Origin of the sequence: Hydrogenibacillus schlegelii, assembly GCF_001653195.1 — a bacterium.
Lineage (GTDB): Bacteria > Bacillota > Bacilli > Thermicanales > DSM-22653 > Hydrogenibacillus > Hydrogenibacillus schlegelii.
Map to the genome: position 1 here is coordinate 34,309 of NZ_JXBB01000005.1, position 18,004 is coordinate 52,312.

The window sequence follows — 18,004 nt, forward strand, 5'->3', positions numbered from 1 at the left end:
CTTGGCGGCGGCGTTCGACGGCCGGCGAGCGGCGCCCGACGTCGGGGATAAGCCCCGCAAAGCCGTTCGACGGCTCGGCGTCCGGCCGCCCGCCTCTGGGCCGTTTCGGTCACGACAAAAGCCCCGGAGCGTCCGGGGCTTTCGCCGTTTTTCGGGCCGGCGGAGCCGGAGGTTAGGCCCGGTCTTCATCGGTCCAGGCGCCGGGGTCGTCTTCGGCGTCGTCCGCGGTCGAACGGTCGGGAGTTTTGCGCTTGCCCGGGAAATCGCCGGTCAGTTCGATTTCCTCCCCGGGCGTGAGGGCTTTTGCCTCGGCGTGGCTTGAGACGTCTTCCATCGGGTGCATGAACGGGCCGCCGCCGGGGATGCGCCCCGCCTCCCAGAGGGCCTGGTTTTCCGGCGCCTTCCAGCCGACGTCGTTCATCGGGTGGACCCATTCGTCGCCGGCGAGCGCCGCCGGGTCGACGTCCGGGCTCCAGCGGTTGAGGGGAGCGTTCGGAGAGTCGTAAAAGCGGTCGCCGATGACGACGCCGTGTGCGTTGACGAACGGTTCGCTCGGATGATCGGGATCGTATCGCCGCCGGGTCACCGGCCGCCCGTCCCGGGCGACGGCCCGGCGGGCGGGCCGGGCGCCGTCGGGGGTTCGGATCATGGCCCCGCCTCCCTCGAGGATGGGTCGTTTTGTCCTTAGTGTGGCCGGGGAAGGGCGGCTTTAGGCGCCGTCCGGCGCCGTCTCGGCCGGCGACCGTTCGTCGGGGCGGCGGGCGAGGATGGGGAGCACCCGCTCGAGGCTCGGGGTGACGAACAGCGTTTTTTCGCCCCGGTAGAGGACAAAGCCGGGCGGGGCGCCCTTCGGCTTGTGGACGTTTTTGACCGGCGTGTAGTCGACGGGGACCCGGCTCGAATGGCGGCCTTTGCTGAAATAGGCGGCGATGAGGGCCGCCTCTTCGAGGGTGGCCTCGCCGGCCGGTCCCCGGACGACGACGTGGGCGCCGGGGAGGTTTTTCGCGTGCAGCCAGAGGTCGTCCGGCCGGGCGATCTGAAACGTCAGCCGGTCGTTCTGGCCGCCGCTTTTTCCGACGAGGATGAGGGCGCCTTCGCTCGAGAGGAAGCGCTCCGGGCGGCTTTCCCGGCCGGCGTTCGGTTTTTTCGCCGGTCCCTTTGCCGGCGCCGGCGGGGCGATGAGGCCGGCGGCGGCGAGCTCCGCCTTGAGGTCGGCGAGGGCCTCGGCGTCGGCGTCGTCCAGGTAGAGCAGGGCCTCCTCGAGGTAGCGGCGTTCCGCCTCGGCCCGCTCGAGCTCCTTTTCGGCCGCCGCCCGGGCGGCCTTGAGCTTCTGGTAGCGGCGAAAATGCCGCTCGGCGTTTTCCGCCGGGGAAAGGGCGGGATCGAGGGGGATGCGAAGCGTCCGGTCGGGGTCGTCGGGGTCCGGCACGGCCGCCTCCGAGACGCCCGTCATCGGGACGGCGTACTGGTAAGCCAGGATGAGCTCGCCGAACCGCCGGTGCCGCTCGGCGGCGTCGGCTTCGGCGAGGGTCGCCCGGTGCCGGGCGATTTTTTTCTCCAGCCGCCCGAGGCGCGCCTCGAGGGCCTGCCGGAGGGCCCGGGCTTCCCGCCGGACGGTGAGCCCCGGAATGATCCGCTCGTAGTGGACCTGAAGGAGCGCCAGGACGTCGTCGAACGCCTCCCGGGGGCCGGAGCGGTGGGTGAGGGCGAGGGCGTGAAAGGCCGGCCGGTCGCCGTCGGGGAGAAGCTCGGGCCGTTCGCCGCCGGCGAGGACGATGTCGACCGTCCGGACGAGGGCCCGGGCGGCGCCGGCCGGGGTGAGGCCGCCGGAGCGGGCGGCCCGGTGGGCGCTCTCCCGGGCGAGCAGGGGACCGAAGCCGCGGACGCGCCGGGTCAGCCATTCGGCCAGGGCCGTTTCGTCCCGCAGCGCTTCCGGCTCCGCCCGGAGGCGGGCGATCCATTCTTCTTCCGGTACGCCGCGGGGATCGATCTTGTCTTGCGGCGGCGGAGGGACGTACAAAAGCCCGGGCAGGATCTGCCGGTAGCGGCTCATGTCGGCGGTGACGGGGTGGAGCGTCTCGAGGATGCGGCCGTCGGCGTCGATCAGGATGACGTTGGCGTTCCGGCCGGTGAGCTCGACAAGAAGGCGGAAGCGGCGGCGGTCGCCGAGTTCGTCCGTCGCCTCGACTTCGACGGCGGCGATTCGGTCGAGGTCGAGGGCGGTGACGGCGGCGATGCGGCCGTTTTGCAGGTGCTTGCGGATGCGCTGAAGCCGCGGCGACGGCGGGCCTTCGGCCGATCGCCGGGGCGGTTTGTGGGCGAGGTAGAGCCGGGGCGCCTCCGGCTGCCGGGAGGCGACCAGGGCGTAGGTCGCCCCGGGCGTCCGGACGAAGAAGACGAGGGTGTCGTCGTCCGGCTGCTGGATCTTCTGGATCTGCCCGCCCGAAAGCCGCCGGTCGAGCTCCGCGGCAAGGCGGGCGACGAAAAGCCCGTCGAACATCGGATCGCCCCCCTTTCCGCCCTTCAGTCTATCACGCGCATCGGCCGGCGCAAGATGCGCCCTTACGGTCCGGGTTCGCGGCGGCGTCCCGGAGCCGGCATAGCCCGGACCGGTGCGGCATAGATTGGCACGAGGCGTGGGACAGGAGTTCGAAGCGGGAGGCGGGACGATGGCAAGGGGCGGAAGACGCGAAACGATGCGCCAAAGAACGCTCGACCCGTCGATGCGCCGGGAGGCGGCTTTCGGGCGGCGGGCGGCGGATCCCTTCGGGCGCCGCGCCTCGACGCCCGGGCCGGACGTCTCCGGCGGGCGCTCGGAATCGGGATCGGGAAGCGGCCCCGAGGATCCGCAGGCGTGGTACGCCCGGCCGGAGGTCGACGTGCTCTCGGCCCTGGCCGTCGATCCGGAGCAGGGGCTTGACGGGGAAGAAGCGGCCCGCCGGCGGGCAAGCGTCGGACCGAACGCTCTGAAGGCGGCCGGTGGCGTCGACCCGGCGGCGATCTTTCTCGGGCAGTTTCGGGATTTTATGGTGCTCGTGCTGCTTGCGGCGACTTTCATTTCGGGGCTTCTCGGCGAGTTCGTCGATGCGGTGGCGATTCTCACCATCCTTCTTCTCAACGCCTTCCTCGGATTTGTCCAGGAGTACCGGGCGGAACGGGCGCTTGAGGCGCTCGGCAAGATGGCGGCGCCGAAGGCGGAGGTGGTTCGGGACGGCCGGCGGGCGCTCGTGCCGGCCGAGGACGTCGTCCCCGGCGATGTCGTCGTGCTGAAGGCCGGCGACCGGGTGCCGGCGGACGTCCGGCTCCTTTGGACGGAGGGCCTGCTCGTTGACGAGGCGCCGCTCACCGGGGAAAGCGTGCCGGTGGAAAAGCGGGCGCCGGCGGTCCTCCCGGCGCCCCGGCCCCTGGGCGATCGGACGAACATGGCGTTCATGGGCACGCTCATCTTGAAAGGGCGGGCGACGGGCGTCGCGGTGGCGACGGGCATGGCGACGGAGATGGGGAAGATCGCCGATCTCATCGCCCTGACGGAGGAGACGGACACGCCGCTCAAGCGGCGGATCCGGCACCTCGGCCGGGTGCTCGTCTGGATCGCCGTCGCCCTGACGGCGGCGGTGACGGGGCTCGGCGTCCTCGACGGCTATCCGTTCGAGGAGATGTTTCTCCTCGGGGTGACGCTCGCCGTCGCCGCCATCCCGGAGGGGCTTCCGACGATCGTCACCGTCGTTCTCGCCCTCGGCGTCTCCCGGATGCAGAAAAAAAAGGCCCTCGTCCGGCGGCTTCCGGCGGTCGAGACGCTCGGCAGCACGACGTTTATCGGAACGGACAAGACCGGGACGCTGACGCTGAACCGAATGACCCTCGTCCAGGGCCGGACCGCCGGGGGCGCCTTTTTCGTCTCGGGAAGCGGCTACCGGCCGGAGGGGGGATTTTTCCTCGACCCGGAACGGACGGCGCCGTTCGATCCCGAGGAGCGCCCGGAGGTGATGGCGCTTTTGACCTACGGCGTGCTCGCCAGCGAGGCCCGACTCCTTCCGCCGGAGACGGGGGACCGAACGGAGGGGCCGAAGCGACCGGCCGGACGGTTCCGGTGGCTTGGACTTCGGAGGAAGGCCCGGGAGGCGGCGCCCTCCGGATGGCGCATCGACGGCGATCCGACGGAAGGGGCGATCGTCGTCGCCGCCCGGAAGGCGGGCCTCGACGAGGAGGCGCTTAGGCGGCGGAAGCGGGCCAAGGTGCTTCCGTTTGACAGCGTCCGGCGGCGCATGAGCATCGTCTACGAGGTCGGCGGCGGCCGGGGCGTGCTGGCGGCCAAGGGGGCGTTCGAGGCGATCCTGGACCGGTCGGCGGCGATCTTCGACGGGGGCGCCGTCCGGCGGCTGGGCGACGCCGAGCGCCGTCGGTGGGCGGAGGAGGCCGAGGCGATGGCCGCCGCGGGGCTCCGGGTGCTCGCCGTCGCCTACCGGGAAGGGCCGCTCGAGCGGCTGCGGGGGCTCGAGGACGAGGCGGAGCTCGTCTTTGTGGGCCTCGTCGGCCTCATCGATCCGCCCCGGCCGGATGTGCCCGCCGCGATCCGGACGGTGCAGGCGGCCCACATCCGGGTGGCGATGATCACCGGCGATCACCGGGAGACGGCCCGGGCGATCGCCGCCGACCTCGGCATCTTGCGGCCGACGGGACGGGTCCTCACCGGCGAGGATCTTCGGCGCCTCGACGGGAAGGCGCTTTCCCGCCTGGCGGTCGAGACGGACGTCTTCGCCCGGGTGGCGCCGGAGGATAAGCTCCGAATCGTGCAGGCGCTTCGGGCGGCCGGACACATCGTCGCCATGACCGGCGACGGGACGAACGACGCGCCGGCGCTCAAGGCGGCCGACATCGGCATCGCCATGGGCCAAAGCGGCACGGAGGTGGCCAAAGAGGCCGCCGACGTCGTCCTGCTCGACGATCACTTCGCGACGATCGAGGCGGCGGTGGAGGAAGGGCGGACGATCTACGAAAACGTCCGCAAGTTCGTTCGCTATCTTCTCGCTTCCAACGTCGCCGAGATCATGGTCATGTTGGTCGCTTTTGCCTTGAAGTGGCCGGTGCCGCTGACGCCGCTCATGATCCTCTGGATCAACCTCGTCACCGACGGCCTACCGGCCCTCGCCCTCGGCCTCGATCCGATGGAACGGGATGTCATGAACCGGCCGCCGATTTCGCCGTCGGAGAGCCTGTTTGCCCGGGGGCTCGGGTGGAAGATCTTGAGCCGCGGCGCCCTCATCACCGGCGTGACGCTCTGGGCGTTTTCCGAGCGGCTCGCCGCGGGGGCGCCGCTTGGAGAGGCGCAGACGGTCGCGTTTGCGACGCTCATCGTCGCGCAGCTCGTCCACGTGTTCGACGCCCGAAACGAGCGGTCGCTGTTCGATCGAAGCCCGCTGGACAACGTCCCCCTCGTCCTGAGCGTTCTCGTTTCGTTTGCCCTCGTCGTCCTCGTGATCGCCTGGCCGCCGGCGGCGCGCATTTTCGGTGCGGTCCCGCTTTCGGCGGAAGACTGGCTCCGGGTGATCGGCTATTCGGCGGCGCCGTTTGTCCTCCTCGGTCTGTTCGGCCGTCTTTCGTCCGGCCGTCCCGCCCGACCGGAGGCGTAAGCCTCCGGCCTTTTGGCGTTTTGGGCCGGCGGTTTTCGGGGGCGCCCGCCCGTTCGTTTTTCGGCCGTTTTCGAGCGCGGTGTCGTTTCCAAAATGGAGCGGTTATGCTATAGTTAAAGAACGAATCAGGACGACCAGGGTCGAAGGCTTCGGGCCGCCGGACGGAGGGGCCTGAGGCGTGGAGGCGAAAACCGTGTCGGAGGACGCGCTTTTGAGCGGGCGGCGAGGGCTCCTCATCGTCCTCTCCGGCCCTTCGGGCGTCGGCAAGGGAACCGTCGGCCAGAAGCTCCGGGAGCGCATGCCGGATCTCGTCTATTCGGTCTCGGTGACCAGCCGCCCTCCCCGGGCCGGGGAAGTGGAAGGGGTTAACTATTTTTTTCGCAGCCGGGAACAATTTGAAGAGATGATCCGCCAGGATGCCTTTTTGGAATGGGCGGAGTACGTCTCGAACTACTACGGAACGCCGAAAGCGTTCGTCTTCGAAAAGCTCGCTCAGGGGCGCGACGTGCTCCTGGAGATCGAGGTGCAGGGTGCCCGGCAGGTCCGCCGACGGTACCCGGACGGGGTGTTTATCTTCCTCGCGCCGCCGACGTGGGAGGCGCTCGTCGATCGGATTCAGGGCCGGGGGACGGAAGACCCGGCGGTCATCTCCGAGCGGCTCCGGCAGGCGGAGCAGGAAGTTCGGGAGGTCGACCTCTACGACTACGTCGTCGTCAACGACGACGTCGACGCGGCGGTTGAGCGCATCCGATGCATCATTACGGCCGAGCATCTTCGCCGGGCCCGCGCCTTCGACGAGATGCGCCGGCGGCTTACGCGGGAGGTGTGGCGATGAGGTATCCGCCGATCGACGAACTGGTGGCCCAGGCCGGAAGCAAATACCGGCTGACGATGATCGCCGCCCGGCGGGCGCGGCAGCTCCTCGAGGACAAACGGCCGCTCATCGAGGCGCCGCGCTCGTCGCGGGACGTCGGCATCGCACTGGAGGAATTTTATGCCGGACGGCTGGAGGTCCGGCCGAAGGCCGAAGCGTGACCGGCCGCTTCGGCCTTTTTTCGTGGGGGGAGGGAGCGCCGTGGCGCCGACGATCCTCCTCGGCGTAAGCGGCGGCATCGCCGCCTACAAGGCGGTGGCGCTGGTGAGTCTCCTTAAGAAAAAAGGGTACGATGTGGTCGTCGTCATGACCCGGGGCGCGGAGCGGTTCGTGACGCCGCTTCTGTTTCAGACGATGAGCCGGGAACGGGTGTATACGGACCCGTTCGAGGAGGCGGATCCGTCCGGCATCGCCCACATCGACGTCGCCGATCGGGCGGATCTCGTCGTCGTGGCGCCGGCGACGGCGAACGTCATCGGCAAATACGCCCACGGCATCGCCGACGACATGCTTTCGACGGTGCTCCTCGCGGCAACGGCACCGGTGATGATCGCGCCGGCGATGAACGTCCACATGTACACCCACCCGGCGGTGCAGGACAACATCGCGCTTCTCAAACGGCGGGGGGTGCACTTCCTCGAACCGGGGGAAGGGCCGCTCGCCTGCGGTTACACCGGGAAGGGCCGGATGATGGAGCCGGAGGACATCGCCCGGGCGATCGACGACGTCTTCGCCGGCCGGCTCGCCCTGGCGTCGCCCAATCCGGACCCGCTCCTTCCGGCGCGGCGAAGGGAGCGGGCGACCGGCGCGCCGCGGCCGGAAGGGGGGCTGCGGTCGGAGGAGCCCCCCACGACGGAGGCGGTGCTTCAAGGCAAGACGGTCGTCATCACCGCCGGCCCGACCCGGGAGCCGCTCGATCCGGTCCGGTTTTTGACCAACCGGTCTTCCGGCCGGATGGGCTATGCCCTCGCGGAAGCCGCCCGGAGGCTCGGCGCCGAGGTGGTCCTCATCAGCGGGCCGGTGTCGCTGACCCCGCCGGAGGGGGTGACGGTCGTCCGGGTCGAACGGGCGGAGGAGATGTACCGGGCCGCCCTCTCCTGGCGGGAGCGGTTCGACTGGTTCATCGCCGCGGCGGCGGTCAGCGACTTTGCCCCGGCGGCGGCCGAAGGGCGGAAGATCAAGAAAAAAGGGGAGCCGCTTACGCTCACCCTCGTTCCGACGCCGGACATCCTCGCCGAGATCGGCCGCGGCAAGCGGCCGCACCAGACGGTGATCGGCTTCGCCGCCGAGACACACGACGTCCTCGCCCATGCCCGGAAAAAGCGCCGGGAGAAAAACGCCGACTGGATCGTCGCCAACGACGTGACGGAGCCGGGCGCCGGCTTCGACGTCGAGACGAACCGCGTCGTCCTCATCGGGCCGGACGATACGGCAACGGCGCTGCCGCTTCTTTCGAAAGCCGAACTGGCGGAAGTCCTGCTCCGGACGATCGCCCAGGCGGAAGCGCGGCGCCGGGCCGAGGGGGAGGCGGAAAGGGCGGCGAAGGCGTCGGACGGGGAAGCGGAGGGGGACGGCCGGTGAACGCCGTCGCCGTCGTCGCCGTCGACGCGCCGTATGAGCCGGACGGCCGTTTTTCCTATCTCGTTCCGTCGGCCCTTCGGCCGAAGGTCGTCCCCGGCGTCCGGGTCGTCGTCCCCTTCGGCCGGCGCCGCCTGGAAGGCATCGTCCTGGACGTCGCGACCGCCATGGAGGCGGCCGGCGGCCGGCTCCTTCGGCCGATCCTCGAGGTGCTGGACGACGAGCCGCCGTTTACGCCGGAGCTCGTCCGCCTGGCCGTCCACCTGGTCGAGACGCGCCTCATCCCGCCGTACCGGCTGCTTCTTTCGATGCTCCCGCCGGCGGTCAAGACCGAAGAGCGGCGCCTCATCCGCTGGAACGGCGACGACGGGCCGATCATCGCCCTGCCGGAAGAAGCCGAAGTGCTGGAGTGGATCCGGGATCGGGGTCCGGTCGCCCTGGAGGCCATCCTCCGGCGTTTTCCGGAAGCCGGCCCCATCGTCGACGATTTTCTCGAACGGGGCTGGCTCGCGGAGGCGCGGGTGCGAAAACCCCGGGGGCGGACGAAGACGGTCCGCTTTGCGGTGCCGAACGCCGCCGCGCCGGCGCTTCGGGAAGCGGCGGCGAGCCTCCGCGGCATCCGGCAGCGGGCGGTGCTGGAGACGCTCGCCGAGCGGGGTCCGACGCCGGTGGCGGAACTCCTTCGGTTGACCGGCGCCTCCCGGTCCAGCCTCGAGGCCCTCGTCGACGCTTGCTGGATTCGCTTGGAAGCGCGGCCCCTTTCCCGGCGGCCGGAGGTCGACGCCGCGTGGCGGCGGCCGGCGGTCGAACTCACGGACGACCAGAAGGCGGCGGTCCGGGCGATCGAGGGCGCCCTGGACGGCGGCGACCGGCGGCCGATCCTCCTCCACGGCGTCACCGGAAGCGGCAAGACGGAAGTCTATCTCGCCGCCATCGAGGCGACCCTCGCCCGGGGGCGGACGGCGCTTCTGCTCGTCCCGGAGATCGCCCTCACGCCGATGATGCTCGCCCGGGTCGAGCAGCGTTTCGGGGACCGGGTGGCGATCCTCCACAGCGGCCTCGGCGCCGGGGAGCGGCACGACGAATGGCAACGCATCCGTCGCGGCGAAGCGTCGGTCGTCGTCGGCGCCCGTTCGGCGGTGTTCGCCCCGCTCGCCGACATCGGCCTGATCGTCCTCGACGAAGAGCACGAGGCGAGCTACAAGCAGGAAGAGACGCCTCGCTATCACGCCCGGGAGATCGCCCGCTGGCGGGCGGCGCACCACGGCGCCGTGTTCGTCCTGGGCAGCGCGACGCCCTCGGTCGAATCGTACGCCCTCGCCCGGGCCGGTCGCTACCGGCTCGTCACGCTCCCCCGCCGCGTCGGATCGGCCCGGCTGCCGGACGTCCGGGTCGTCGACCTCCGGAAGGAAGGCGGCGGGCTTTTGAGCCGCCCCCTCCGGGAAGCGATCGAAGAACGGCTCCGGCGCGGCGAGCAGGTGATCCTCCTTCAGAACCGCCGGGGGTACGCCCCCGTCGTGCTTTGCCGCCGCTGCGGCCGGGCGATCGAGTGTCCTCATTGCGCCGTCACGCTGACGTACCACCGGGCCGACGGGGCGCTCCGGTGCCACTACTGCGGCTACGAGCAGCCGATGGTCGACCGGTGTCCCTTTTGCGGGAGCCCCCATCTCATCCCCCTGGGCGGCGGCACCCAGCGGGTGGAGGAAGCGCTCCTTCATTCCTTTCCCGAGGCGCGCGTCCTCCGGATGGACCGGGATACGACCGGCCGGCGGGGCGCCCACGCGGAGCTCCTCGGCCGCTTCCTCCGGGGTGAAGCGGACATCCTCGTCGGGACGCAGATGATCGCCAAAGGGCTCGACATCCCCCGGGTCACCCTCGTCGGCATCGTCCTCGCCGATGCCAGGCTGGGGTTCCCGGATTTTCGCGCCGCCGAGCGGACGTTTCAGCTCGTCACCCAGGTCGCCGGCCGGGCGGGACGGGGGGAGCTTCCCGGCGAGGTGATCGTCCAGACGTATATGCCGGATCACCCGAGCATCCGGGCGGCGGTCACGGGTGATGTGGCCGCTTTCTTTGCCGCCGAGATCGCCGCCCGGAAAAAAGGCGCCTACCCGCCGTTTTACCGCCTGGCGGTCGTCCAGGCGGACGCCCGGGACGCCCGGGTGGCCCGGGAGGCGCTCGGGGCGGTCACCGAGCGGCTCCGGATGGCGGTCGTCCCGGAGACGATCGTCGTCGGCCCGGCGCCGGCGCCGATTCCCAAACTTCGCGATCGCTTTCGCTTTCACACCTTGATAAAATACAAGCAGGAACCGGAGCTGGCGTCGAAGATCCGCCGGGCGCTTCGGGAGATCGAGCGGCCCGTCCGCCGGCAGGAGGTTGCCGTGACCGTCGACTTCGACCCTGAGACGCTGTTCTGACCGCCGAAGCGTTTTGCGGAGCGGACCGCCCGTCCGCCTGGAGCGGCATAGATGCGGAAAAACCAAAACGAAAGGAGGACGTCGGTGAGCGTTCGCTACATCGTCCAGCATCCCGACCCGGTGCTCCGGCAGGTCGCCCGGCCGGTGGCGAAGATCACCCCGGCGATCGAGCGCCTTCTCGACGACATGGCCGAGACGATGTACGCCGCCGACGGCGTCGGCCTTGCGGCGCCGCAGGTCGGCATCTCGAAGCGGATCGCCGTCGTCGACGTCGGCGAGGGGCTCATCGAACTCATCAACCCGGAGGTGCTCGAGACGTCCGGCGAGCAGGACGGGCCGGAAGGTTGCCTGAGCATTCCCGGTGTCTTTGGCGACGTCATCCGGCCGGCGCGGGTCCGCGTCCGGGCGCAAAACCGCCGGGGCGAGTGGTTTGAGGTGGAAGGGGAGGGACTTTTGGCGCGGGCCCTCCTGCACGAGATCGACCACCTGAACGGCGTGCTGTTCATCGACCGGGCCCACACCCTCTACCGCCGTGACCCGCTGGCGGCCGGCGGGGCGGAGGGGGAAACGGGAGCTCTAGCGGCGCCGGCCGAAGGCGCGCCGGCCCTCGGCCGAAAAGCCCGCCTCGCCGGTCGGGCCGGCGGCCGGAAGGCGGGAGACGCCGGCTCATGACCCGCGTCGTCTTCATGGGCACGCCGGCGTACGCCGTTCCGAGCCTCACCGGCCTCGTCGAGGCCGGGTACGAGGTCGTCCTCGTCGTCACCCAGCCGGACCGACCGGTCGGCCGCGGCCGGCGGATTGCGCCGCCGCCGGTGAAAGAAGTCGCCCGGACGCTCGGGCTTCCCGTTTTTCAGCCGGAGCGGATTCGGGACGAGGCGGCGCTTTTTCGCCTCGAGGAAGCCCGGCCCGAGGTGATCGTGACGGCGGCCTACGGGCAGCTTCTCCCGCGGCGGCTCCTTGCGCTTCCGCCCCGCGGGGCGCTCAACCTGCACGCGTCGCTTCTCCCTCGCTACCGGGGCGGCGCCCCGGTCCAGCGGGCGATCATGGACGGCGCCCCGGAAACCGGCGTCACCCTCATGCAGATGGTGCCGAAGATGGACGCCGGGCCGATCGTCGCCCAGGCGAGGACGGCGATCGGTCCTCGGGAGACCGCCGGAGCGCTCCTGGACCGACTCGCCGTCCTGGCCAAGGATCTGCTTCTTGAGGCGCTCCCCGCCTATCTCGCCGGCCGGATCACCCCGGTGCCGCAGGACGAGACGCTGGCGACGTACGCGCCGGTCCTCACCCGGGACGATGAACGGCTCGATCCGGCGCTCCCGGCCGACGCCCTCTTCCGCCGGCTCCGGGCGCTCCTTCCGGAACCGGGCGCGTATCTCGTCCTTCAGGGGGAAGGCGGTCCGCTCAAGGTGTGGTGGGCGGAACCGATCGATGAAACCGAGATCCGCCGCCGGCCGGAAGACGCCGCGAAGCCGCCGGGAACGCTTCTGTTTCTCACCGAGCGGGGGGCGGTGCTTCGGACCGGTTCCGGCGCCCTCGAACTCGTTGAAGTGCAGCCGCCCGGGAAGCGCCGCATGTCCGCTCGGGCGTGGCTCCTCGGCCGGCGGATGTGGAAGGTGGGCGACCGGCTTGCCTGACGCCTTGCGGCCGGCCCGGGGCGCTCGGGACGTCGCCTTCCGCCTCCTCACCCGCGTCGAGGAAGGCGGCGCGTACGCGAACCTCCTCCTCCGGGACAGCCCGGAGGTGGCCCGCCTTTCGCCGGCGGACCGGGCGCTCGTCACCGAGCTCGTCTACGGGACGCTCGCCTGGCGGGCCCGTCTCGATCACGCCCTCGCGGCCTACCTCGACCGGCCGCCGGAGCGGCTCGAGGCGTGGTTCCGCCGGCTTTTGCGGATGGCCTTTTATCAGCTTCTCTTTCTCGATCGCGTGCCGGCGTACGCCGTCGTCCACGAGACGGTCGCCCTCGCCCGGCGCCTCGGCCATGAAGGCCACGCCCGGATGGCGAATGCCGTCCTCCGGGCGTCCCTGAGAGATCCGAAGCGGGCCGCGCCGCCGGAAGGGGACGACGTTGGGGCGCTCGCCGTCCGCCTGAGCGCCCCGGCGTGGCTCGTCGAGCGGTGGCGGGCGGCCTACGGCCCGGACGGGGCGGAGGCGCTCCTTCGGGCGATGAACGCGCCGCCGGCGCTTTACGTCCGCTTAAACCGCCTCCGGCCGAACGCCGAAGCGATCGTCCGGGCGCGGCTTCAGGAGGCGGGGGCGTCCCTCGAACCGGTCCCGGGCCTTCCGGGCGCCTACGCCGTCCGGGGGCCGGCCTCCGCCTTAAAGCCGCTTCTCGCCGAAGGGTGGCTCACGATCCAGGACCGGAACGCTCAGCTCATCGCCCGGGCCATGAGGCTCAAGCCGGGGCTTCGGGTGTACGATGCCTGCGCCGCCCCCGGCGGCAAGGCGACCCATATCGCGGAGCTGATGGACGACGTGGGGGAGGTCGTCGCCGCCGACATCCACCCGCATAAAGTGCGGCTTCTTGAACGGGAAAAAGCGCGCCTCGGCCTCCGCTCCCTCGTCGTCCGGCAGGAAGATGCGACGCGCCTGCAAAACCTTACGCCGGCGTCGTTCGACCGGGTGCTCGTCGACGCGCCGTGCAGCGGCCTCGGGACGCTCGCGCGAAAACCGGAGATCAAGTGGCGCCTTCAGCCGGAGGCGATCGAATCGCTGGCGGCGAAACAACGGGCGATCCTCCGGGGGGCCGCGGCGCTTGTCCGTCCCGGGGGGTTCCTCGTCTACAGCACGTGCACCCTCACTTGGGAAGAAAACGAAGGCACCGTCGAGGCCTTTTTGCGCGAGCGGCCGGACTTCGTCCTCGACCCGACGCTCCTGGACGATCTCCCGTCCGTCCCCGGGCTCCGAAACGTCGGGCCGGGGATGGTGGAGCTCTGGCCCGGGGAAGGCGGCGACGGCTTTTTCCTCGCCCGGCTGCGCCGAGCGCCGGCCGAAGGACCGCAGGACGGTCCGGACGCCGGCGCCGAACGAAACGGCGGCGGGGCGGAAGATTTTGCCGGTGGGCCGGAGCGGGCCGAGGCGACGGAAGGGTCCGCGGCCGCCGGGGATCCGCCGGCGCCCGGCGCGCCGAAGGTCTTCCGGCGCGTCGGGCGGGGTGACCGGCGCCTCGGAGGGACCGCCGCGGACCGCCCGGCGATGCAACCGGTCCCGGGAAAGGAGGGGCATCATGGCGGCGCTCACGCAGGAACCGGCGCTTTTGCCGGAACCGAAAAGCCTCTACGACCTTCCGTACGAGGCCCTCGAGGCGTGGCTTAGGGAACGGGGCGAGCCGGCGTACCGGGCGCGACAGATCTTCCACGGCCTCTACGTCCGCCGCGCGCCGTCGATCGAAGCGCTGACGGATCTGCCGAAAGCCTTGCGGGCGGCCCTAAAGGAGGCGTTCGTGCTCGACCGGCCGACGGAGGTCGCCCGAGACGTCGCTCCGGACGGGACGATCAAGCTCCTGCTCGCCCTCGAAGACGGCGAGATGATCGAGACGGTCATCATGCGGCATCGCTACGGGCCGAGCGTCTGCGTGACGACGCAGGTCGGCTGCCGCATCGGTTGTACGTTTTGCGCCTCGACCCTCGGCGGCCTCAAGCGGAACCTTCGGCCGGGGGAGATCGTCGCCCAGGTCCTCGCCGCCCAGCGGCTTCTCGACGCCGAGGGCGTCCGTCTCGGCCGGATCGTCGTCATGGGGATCGGCGAGCCGTTTGAAAACTACGACGCGACCGTCGCCTTCCTCCGCATCGTCACCGATCCGCGGGGGCTCGGCATCGGCCAGCGGCACATCACCGTCTCGACGAGCGGCATCGTCCCGCGGATTTATGACTTTGCCGAACTCGGGCTTCAGGTCCGGCTCGCCCTCTCGCTTCACGCGCCGACGGACGAACTGCGGACGCGGCTTATGCCGATCAACAAAAAGTATCCCCTCGCCGACGTCATGACGGCGGCAAAGGCGTACGTGGAAAAGACTCGCCGCCGGATCACGTTTGAGTACATCCTCCTGGGCGGCGTCAACGACCGGCCGGAGCACGCCCGGGCCCTGGCCGAACTCGTCCGGCCGGTCTTTTCCCTGGTGAACCTCATCCCGTACAACCCGGTGCCGGAGCGGCCGTACGTCCGTGCGCCGGAGCCGGACATCCGGCGGTTTCGGGCGATTCTCGAGGACGCCGGCATCGTCGTCACCCGGCGGCGGGAGCACGGCACGACGATCGCCGCCGCCTGCGGTCAGCTCCGGGCCCGGCACGCAGTGCCGCTCACCGTCCGTCTCGGGGCGGCCGGCGTTCCGTCCGAGCGGTAGTCGGGCGACCGGCGAAGATGGGGCTTCGAGTCGCCGCCCGGGGACCCGCCGGGCAAAGGAGGTTCCGGATGCGTTTCGCCTTTCGGTCCCACACCGGAGAACGGCCGAAAAACGAAGACGCCGGCCGCATCCTCGACCTCGATGAGCGCCACCTGCTCGTCGTCGTCGCCGACGGGATGGGCGGGCACGCCGGCGGCGAGGTGGCGAGCGCCCTCGCGGTCGACACGCTCGTCCGGGAAGTCACCGCCCGCTGGCCGGTCCCTTCGTCGGAGTGGCCGGCGCTCCTCGTGGAGGCCGTTCGGGCCGCCAATCGGGCCGTCTATACCGCTTCCCGGATCGACCCGGCGGTGGCGGGCATGGGGACGACGCTCGATGCCGTTCTCATCGGACGGGAAGCGGGGCTCGTCGCCCACGTCGGCGACGGCCGGGCCTATCTGTACCGCTCCGGCGTCCTCGTCCGGCTGACGGACGATCACTCGTACGTCGGCGAGCTCCTCCGGCGGGGGGAGATCAGCGAGGCGGAGGCGGAAGTCCACCCGCGGCGCAACGTCATTCTCCGGGCCGTCGGCACGGAGGCGGAGGTGGCCGTCGACCTCGTCCCGTTCGACTGGCGGCCGGGGGACGGTCTGCTCGTCTGCACCGACGGCCTGTCCAAAGCGCTGCCGGAAGCGGAGATCGCCGCCGTTTTCGCCGGCGAGGCGATCCGGGACGTCGAGCGGCTGGCGGATCGGTTGCTCGAGACGGCGCTTCGTCGGGACGCGTCGGACAACATCACCGTCGCCGTCGTCGCCGGAGCGCCGGCGGACGGGTCGCCGGCGGGGGGAGGGATGCGCCGGTGACGGAAACGATTCGCAGCCGATACCGGATCGAGGTGCCGATCGGCGGCGGGGGCATGGCGGTCGTCTATCGCGGGACGGACCTCCTCCTCGGCCGGCCGATCGCCGTGAAACGGATGCGGCCGGAGTTTCGGGGCGATACGGCGCTCGTCCGGCGGTTTTACCGGGAGGCGCAGGCCGCCGCCTGCATCGTTCACCCGAACATCGTCACCCTCTACGACGTCGGCGAGGATGAAGACGGGCCGTACATCATCATGGAGTACGTCGAGGGGGAGACGCTGAAGGCGCTCATCGCGCGGGAGGCCCCCCTTCCGCCGGAGCGGATCGTCGCCGTCGGCGCCGACATCCTCGACGCCCTCGAGACGGCCCACCGGGCGGGAATCGTCCACCGGGACATCAAGCCCCACAACATCCTCCTCGACCGGACCGGCCGCGTGAAGGTGACGGACTTCGGCATCGCCCGAGCCGTGACGCAGGAGACGCTCACCGACGATCGGACGTTCGGATCGGTGCCGTACTTTTCCCCCGAACAGGCCCGGGGCGGCGTCGTCGGGCCGGCGTCGGACCTGTATTCCTTGGGGGTCGTGCTGTTTGAGATGGCGACGGGACGGCTCCCCTTTGACGGCGAAGACCCGGTGGCGGTTGCCCTGAAGCACGTGAGCGCTCCGCCCCCCTCCCCGCGCGAACTCAACCCGGCGCTTCCCGGAGGGCTCGCGAACGTCATCCTCCGGGCGCTGGCGAAGCACCCCGAAGACCGCCATCCCGATGCGGCGGCCATGCGCCGGGACCTCCTCACCGCCCTCCGGCCGGAACGCCGCGACGAGCCCCCCATCGGCGATCCCGCCGGGCGCTGGGCCGACGAGGAGACCATCGCCTTTCGCCCGCTTCCGGCGGTCCCGGCCGCCGCGCGGAAAGGGGCGACGCCGGCAAACCGGCCGGAGGCGGATGGCCCGAACGAAGACGGCGGCGTTCGCCCCGGACCGGGGGAGCGGAAGGGATCGTTTTCGGAAAACGACGGGAAAACGTCCGGCGGATCGCCTCCGGGGCGCGCGGAGGGCCTCTTGCCGGAGGCGGACACTCTGCCGGGAGAAGGCGGCCGGCCGGAGGAGAGCCGCCCGCCGGCGGAGGGCGACGGCGATCCGGGGGCGCCGGGCGCGGCGCCGCCCGATCGGCGTCGCCGGTGGCTTTTTGCGGGCACCGGCGCCCTCCTCGTCCTTCTTCTCCTCGTCGTCCTCGGCCGGGCGATCGCCGGGGCCCTCATCGTTCCGGAAGTCGAAGTGCCGAATGTCACCGGTCAGGACCGGGCGGCGGCGGAAGCGGCCTTGAACGCTCTCGGGCTCGTGCCGGCCTTTGACGAGCGGTTCAACGACGAGGCGCCGGCCGGCCAGGTGATCGCCCAGACGCCGGCCGCCGGCGAACGGGCGAAACGGGGCACGCCGGTCGAACTCATCGTGAGCCTCGGTCCTCGGACGGTCGTCATGCCGTCGGTCGTCGGCTTGAGCCGCGAGGCGGCGGAGGCGGAGCTTAAGGATTTTTCATCGATCACGGTGACCGAAGCGTACGACGACGAAGCGCCCAAAGGGACGGTCATCCGCCAGACGCCGGCCGCCGGCGATCGGGTCGTGCCCCAAAAGACGGCGGTCGAGCTCGTCGTGAGCCTCGGACGGCGCTATTTCGACATGCCGGACCTCGTCGGCCTCACGAAAGAAGAGGCGGAAAGCCTCCTTCTCAAGCACGACCTCGTCCTCAAAGCCATTCGGGAAGAGCCGTCGTATTTCCCGAAGGGGCGGGTGTTCGCCCAATGGCCGGTCAAGCCCGGAGAGACCGTCACCGCCGGCCAGGAGATCACCCTGTTCGTATCAAGCGGCCTAAAAAGCGACGCCCGCGTCGTCGAGTACCCGGTGAGCGTCCTTCCGGCGTCCGGCCGGGCGACGACGGTGAACATCCTCCTTCGGGATGCCCGCACCCCGTCCGGACGGGTCGTCGTGCAGGAGACGGTGACGGGTCCGAAGGAGTATACCGTCGAGGTGGTCGTCGCGCCGGGGCGGGACGGGACGATCGAGGTCTACGAAAACGGCGTCCTCACCCGGCAAAAAATCATCCGCTACGCCGACGTCGAAGCGCCGGCCGCTCCCCCGTCTTCGGAAGGCGGCTCCGGGATGGGGGCGGACGGCGGCGGCGAGGCGGGCGGGAGCGATCCCGATCGCGGGCCGACGGGGAACGTCGGTCCCGGCGGCGACCGGAACCTCGCGCGCAAGTGGGCCCGGCAGGCGTATTTCTTCTGGTGGCGGGTTCAGACGGCGTGGGCGGACGCCGGAGGGGAGCGGTGAGGC

The 18,004-nt window shown here is 70.9% G+C and carries 12 protein-coding genes and 1 pseudogene; 11 read left to right on the plus strand and 2 right to left on the minus strand.

Annotated elements, in window-relative coordinates; genetic code table 11:
• Nucleotides 1-172: 172 nt before the first annotated feature.
• Complete coding sequence (locus SA87_RS02790; RefSeq protein WP_066198876.1) at nucleotides 173-649, minus strand: DUF3905 domain-containing protein; 477 nt, start codon at nucleotides 647-649, stop codon at nucleotides 173-175.
• 60 nt (nucleotides 650-709) lie between these two features.
• Complete coding sequence (locus SA87_RS02795; RefSeq protein ID WP_066198878.1) at nucleotides 710-2,500, minus strand: Rqc2 family fibronectin-binding protein; 1,791 nt, start codon at nucleotides 2,498-2,500, stop codon at nucleotides 710-712.
• 196 nt (nucleotides 2,501-2,696) lie between these two features.
• Here SA87_RS02795 and SA87_RS02800 point away from each other — a divergent pair, with 196 nt between their 5' ends.
• The 11 genes and pseudogenes from SA87_RS02800 to pknB all read left to right on the plus strand — a co-directional run bounded on the left by SA87_RS02800 (nucleotide 2,697) and on the right by pknB (nucleotide 18,001).
• Nucleotides 2,697-5,630, plus strand: a complete 2,934-nt coding sequence (locus tag SA87_RS02800) for a cation-translocating P-type ATPase (RefSeq protein ID WP_211264140.1) — start codon at nucleotides 2,697-2,699, stop codon at nucleotides 5,628-5,630.
• Nucleotides 5,631-5,808: 178 nt separating this feature from the next.
• On the plus strand, nucleotides 5,809-6,465 hold the full coding sequence (gene gmk, locus SA87_RS02805) for a guanylate kinase (RefSeq protein WP_245637619.1): 657 nt from the start codon (nucleotides 5,809-5,811) through the stop codon (nucleotides 6,463-6,465).
• Nucleotides 6,462-6,665: a DNA-directed RNA polymerase subunit omega gene (gene rpoZ, locus SA87_RS02810; protein WP_066198881.1), complete on the plus strand. Its 204-nt coding sequence runs from the start codon at nucleotides 6,462-6,464 to the stop codon at nucleotides 6,663-6,665. The genes gmk and rpoZ overlap by 4 nt, the downstream gene beginning before the upstream one ends.
• A 40-nt stretch (nucleotides 6,666-6,705) precedes the next feature.
• Complete coding sequence (gene coaBC / locus SA87_RS02815) at nucleotides 6,706-8,085, plus strand: bifunctional phosphopantothenoylcysteine decarboxylase/phosphopantothenate--cysteine ligase CoaBC (protein WP_066441967.1); 1,380 nt, start codon at nucleotides 6,706-6,708, stop codon at nucleotides 8,083-8,085.
• On the plus strand, nucleotides 8,082-10,496 hold the full coding sequence (gene priA / locus SA87_RS02820; RefSeq protein WP_066198884.1) for a primosomal protein N': 2,415 nt from the start codon (nucleotides 8,082-8,084) through the stop codon (nucleotides 10,494-10,496). The genes coaBC and priA overlap by 4 nt, the downstream gene beginning before the upstream one ends.
• A gap of 84 nt (nucleotides 10,497-10,580) precedes the next feature.
• Nucleotides 10,581-11,033, plus strand: a pseudogene (gene def / locus SA87_RS02825) (peptide deformylase); the annotation flags it as partial.
• 131 nt (nucleotides 11,034-11,164) lie between these two features.
• Complete coding sequence (gene fmt, locus SA87_RS02830; RefSeq protein ID WP_066198888.1) at nucleotides 11,165-12,130, plus strand: methionyl-tRNA formyltransferase; 966 nt, start codon at nucleotides 11,165-11,167, stop codon at nucleotides 12,128-12,130.
• Nucleotides 12,123-13,808, plus strand: coding sequence for a 16S rRNA (cytosine(967)-C(5))-methyltransferase RsmB (gene rsmB, locus SA87_RS02835; RefSeq protein ID WP_169793333.1), 1,686 nt, complete (start codon nucleotides 12,123-12,125; stop codon nucleotides 13,806-13,808). The genes fmt and rsmB overlap by 8 nt, the downstream gene beginning before the upstream one ends.
• The gene (gene rlmN, locus SA87_RS02840) at nucleotides 13,720-14,835 is read left to right on the plus strand and encodes a dual-specificity RNA methyltransferase RlmN (RefSeq protein WP_066198892.1); all 1,116 of its coding nucleotides are present in this window, start codon (nucleotides 13,720-13,722) and stop codon (nucleotides 14,833-14,835) included. The genes rsmB and rlmN overlap by 89 nt, the downstream gene beginning before the upstream one ends.
• A 68-nt stretch (nucleotides 14,836-14,903) precedes the next feature.
• Nucleotides 14,904-15,674 (plus strand): Stp1/IreP family PP2C-type Ser/Thr phosphatase, encoded by a 771-nt coding sequence (locus SA87_RS02845; RefSeq protein ID WP_066198894.1) that lies wholly within the window; start codon nucleotides 14,904-14,906, stop codon nucleotides 15,672-15,674.
• On the plus strand, nucleotides 15,671-18,001 hold the full coding sequence (gene pknB, locus SA87_RS02850; protein ID WP_066198897.1) for a Stk1 family PASTA domain-containing Ser/Thr kinase: 2,331 nt from the start codon (nucleotides 15,671-15,673) through the stop codon (nucleotides 17,999-18,001). The genes SA87_RS02845 and pknB overlap by 4 nt, the downstream gene beginning before the upstream one ends.
• Nucleotides 18,002-18,004: the final 3 nt, after the last annotated feature.

Coding starts and splice junctions, on each gene's coding strand:
- SA87_RS02790 (WP_066198876.1), bottom strand. CDS start 649: ATGATCCGAACCCCCGACGGCGCCCGGCCCGCCCGCCGGGCCGTCGCC.
- SA87_RS02795 (WP_066198878.1), bottom strand. CDS start 2,500: ATGTTCGACGGGCTTTTCGTCGCCCGCCTTGCCGCGGAGCTCGACCGG.
- SA87_RS02800 (WP_211264140.1), top strand. CDS start 2,697: ATGCGCCAAAGAACGCTCGACCCGTCGATGCGCCGGGAGGCGGCTTTC.
- rpoZ (WP_066198881.1), top strand. CDS start 6,462: ATGAGGTATCCGCCGATCGACGAACTGGTGGCCCAGGCCGGAAGCAAA.
- fmt (WP_066198888.1), top strand. CDS start 11,165: ATGACCCGCGTCGTCTTCATGGGCACGCCGGCGTACGCCGTTCCGAGC.
- rlmN (WP_066198892.1), top strand. CDS start 13,720: ATGGCGGCGCTCACGCAGGAACCGGCGCTTTTGCCGGAACCGAAAAGC.
- SA87_RS02845 (WP_066198894.1), top strand. CDS start 14,904: ATGCGTTTCGCCTTTCGGTCCCACACCGGAGAACGGCCGAAAAACGAA.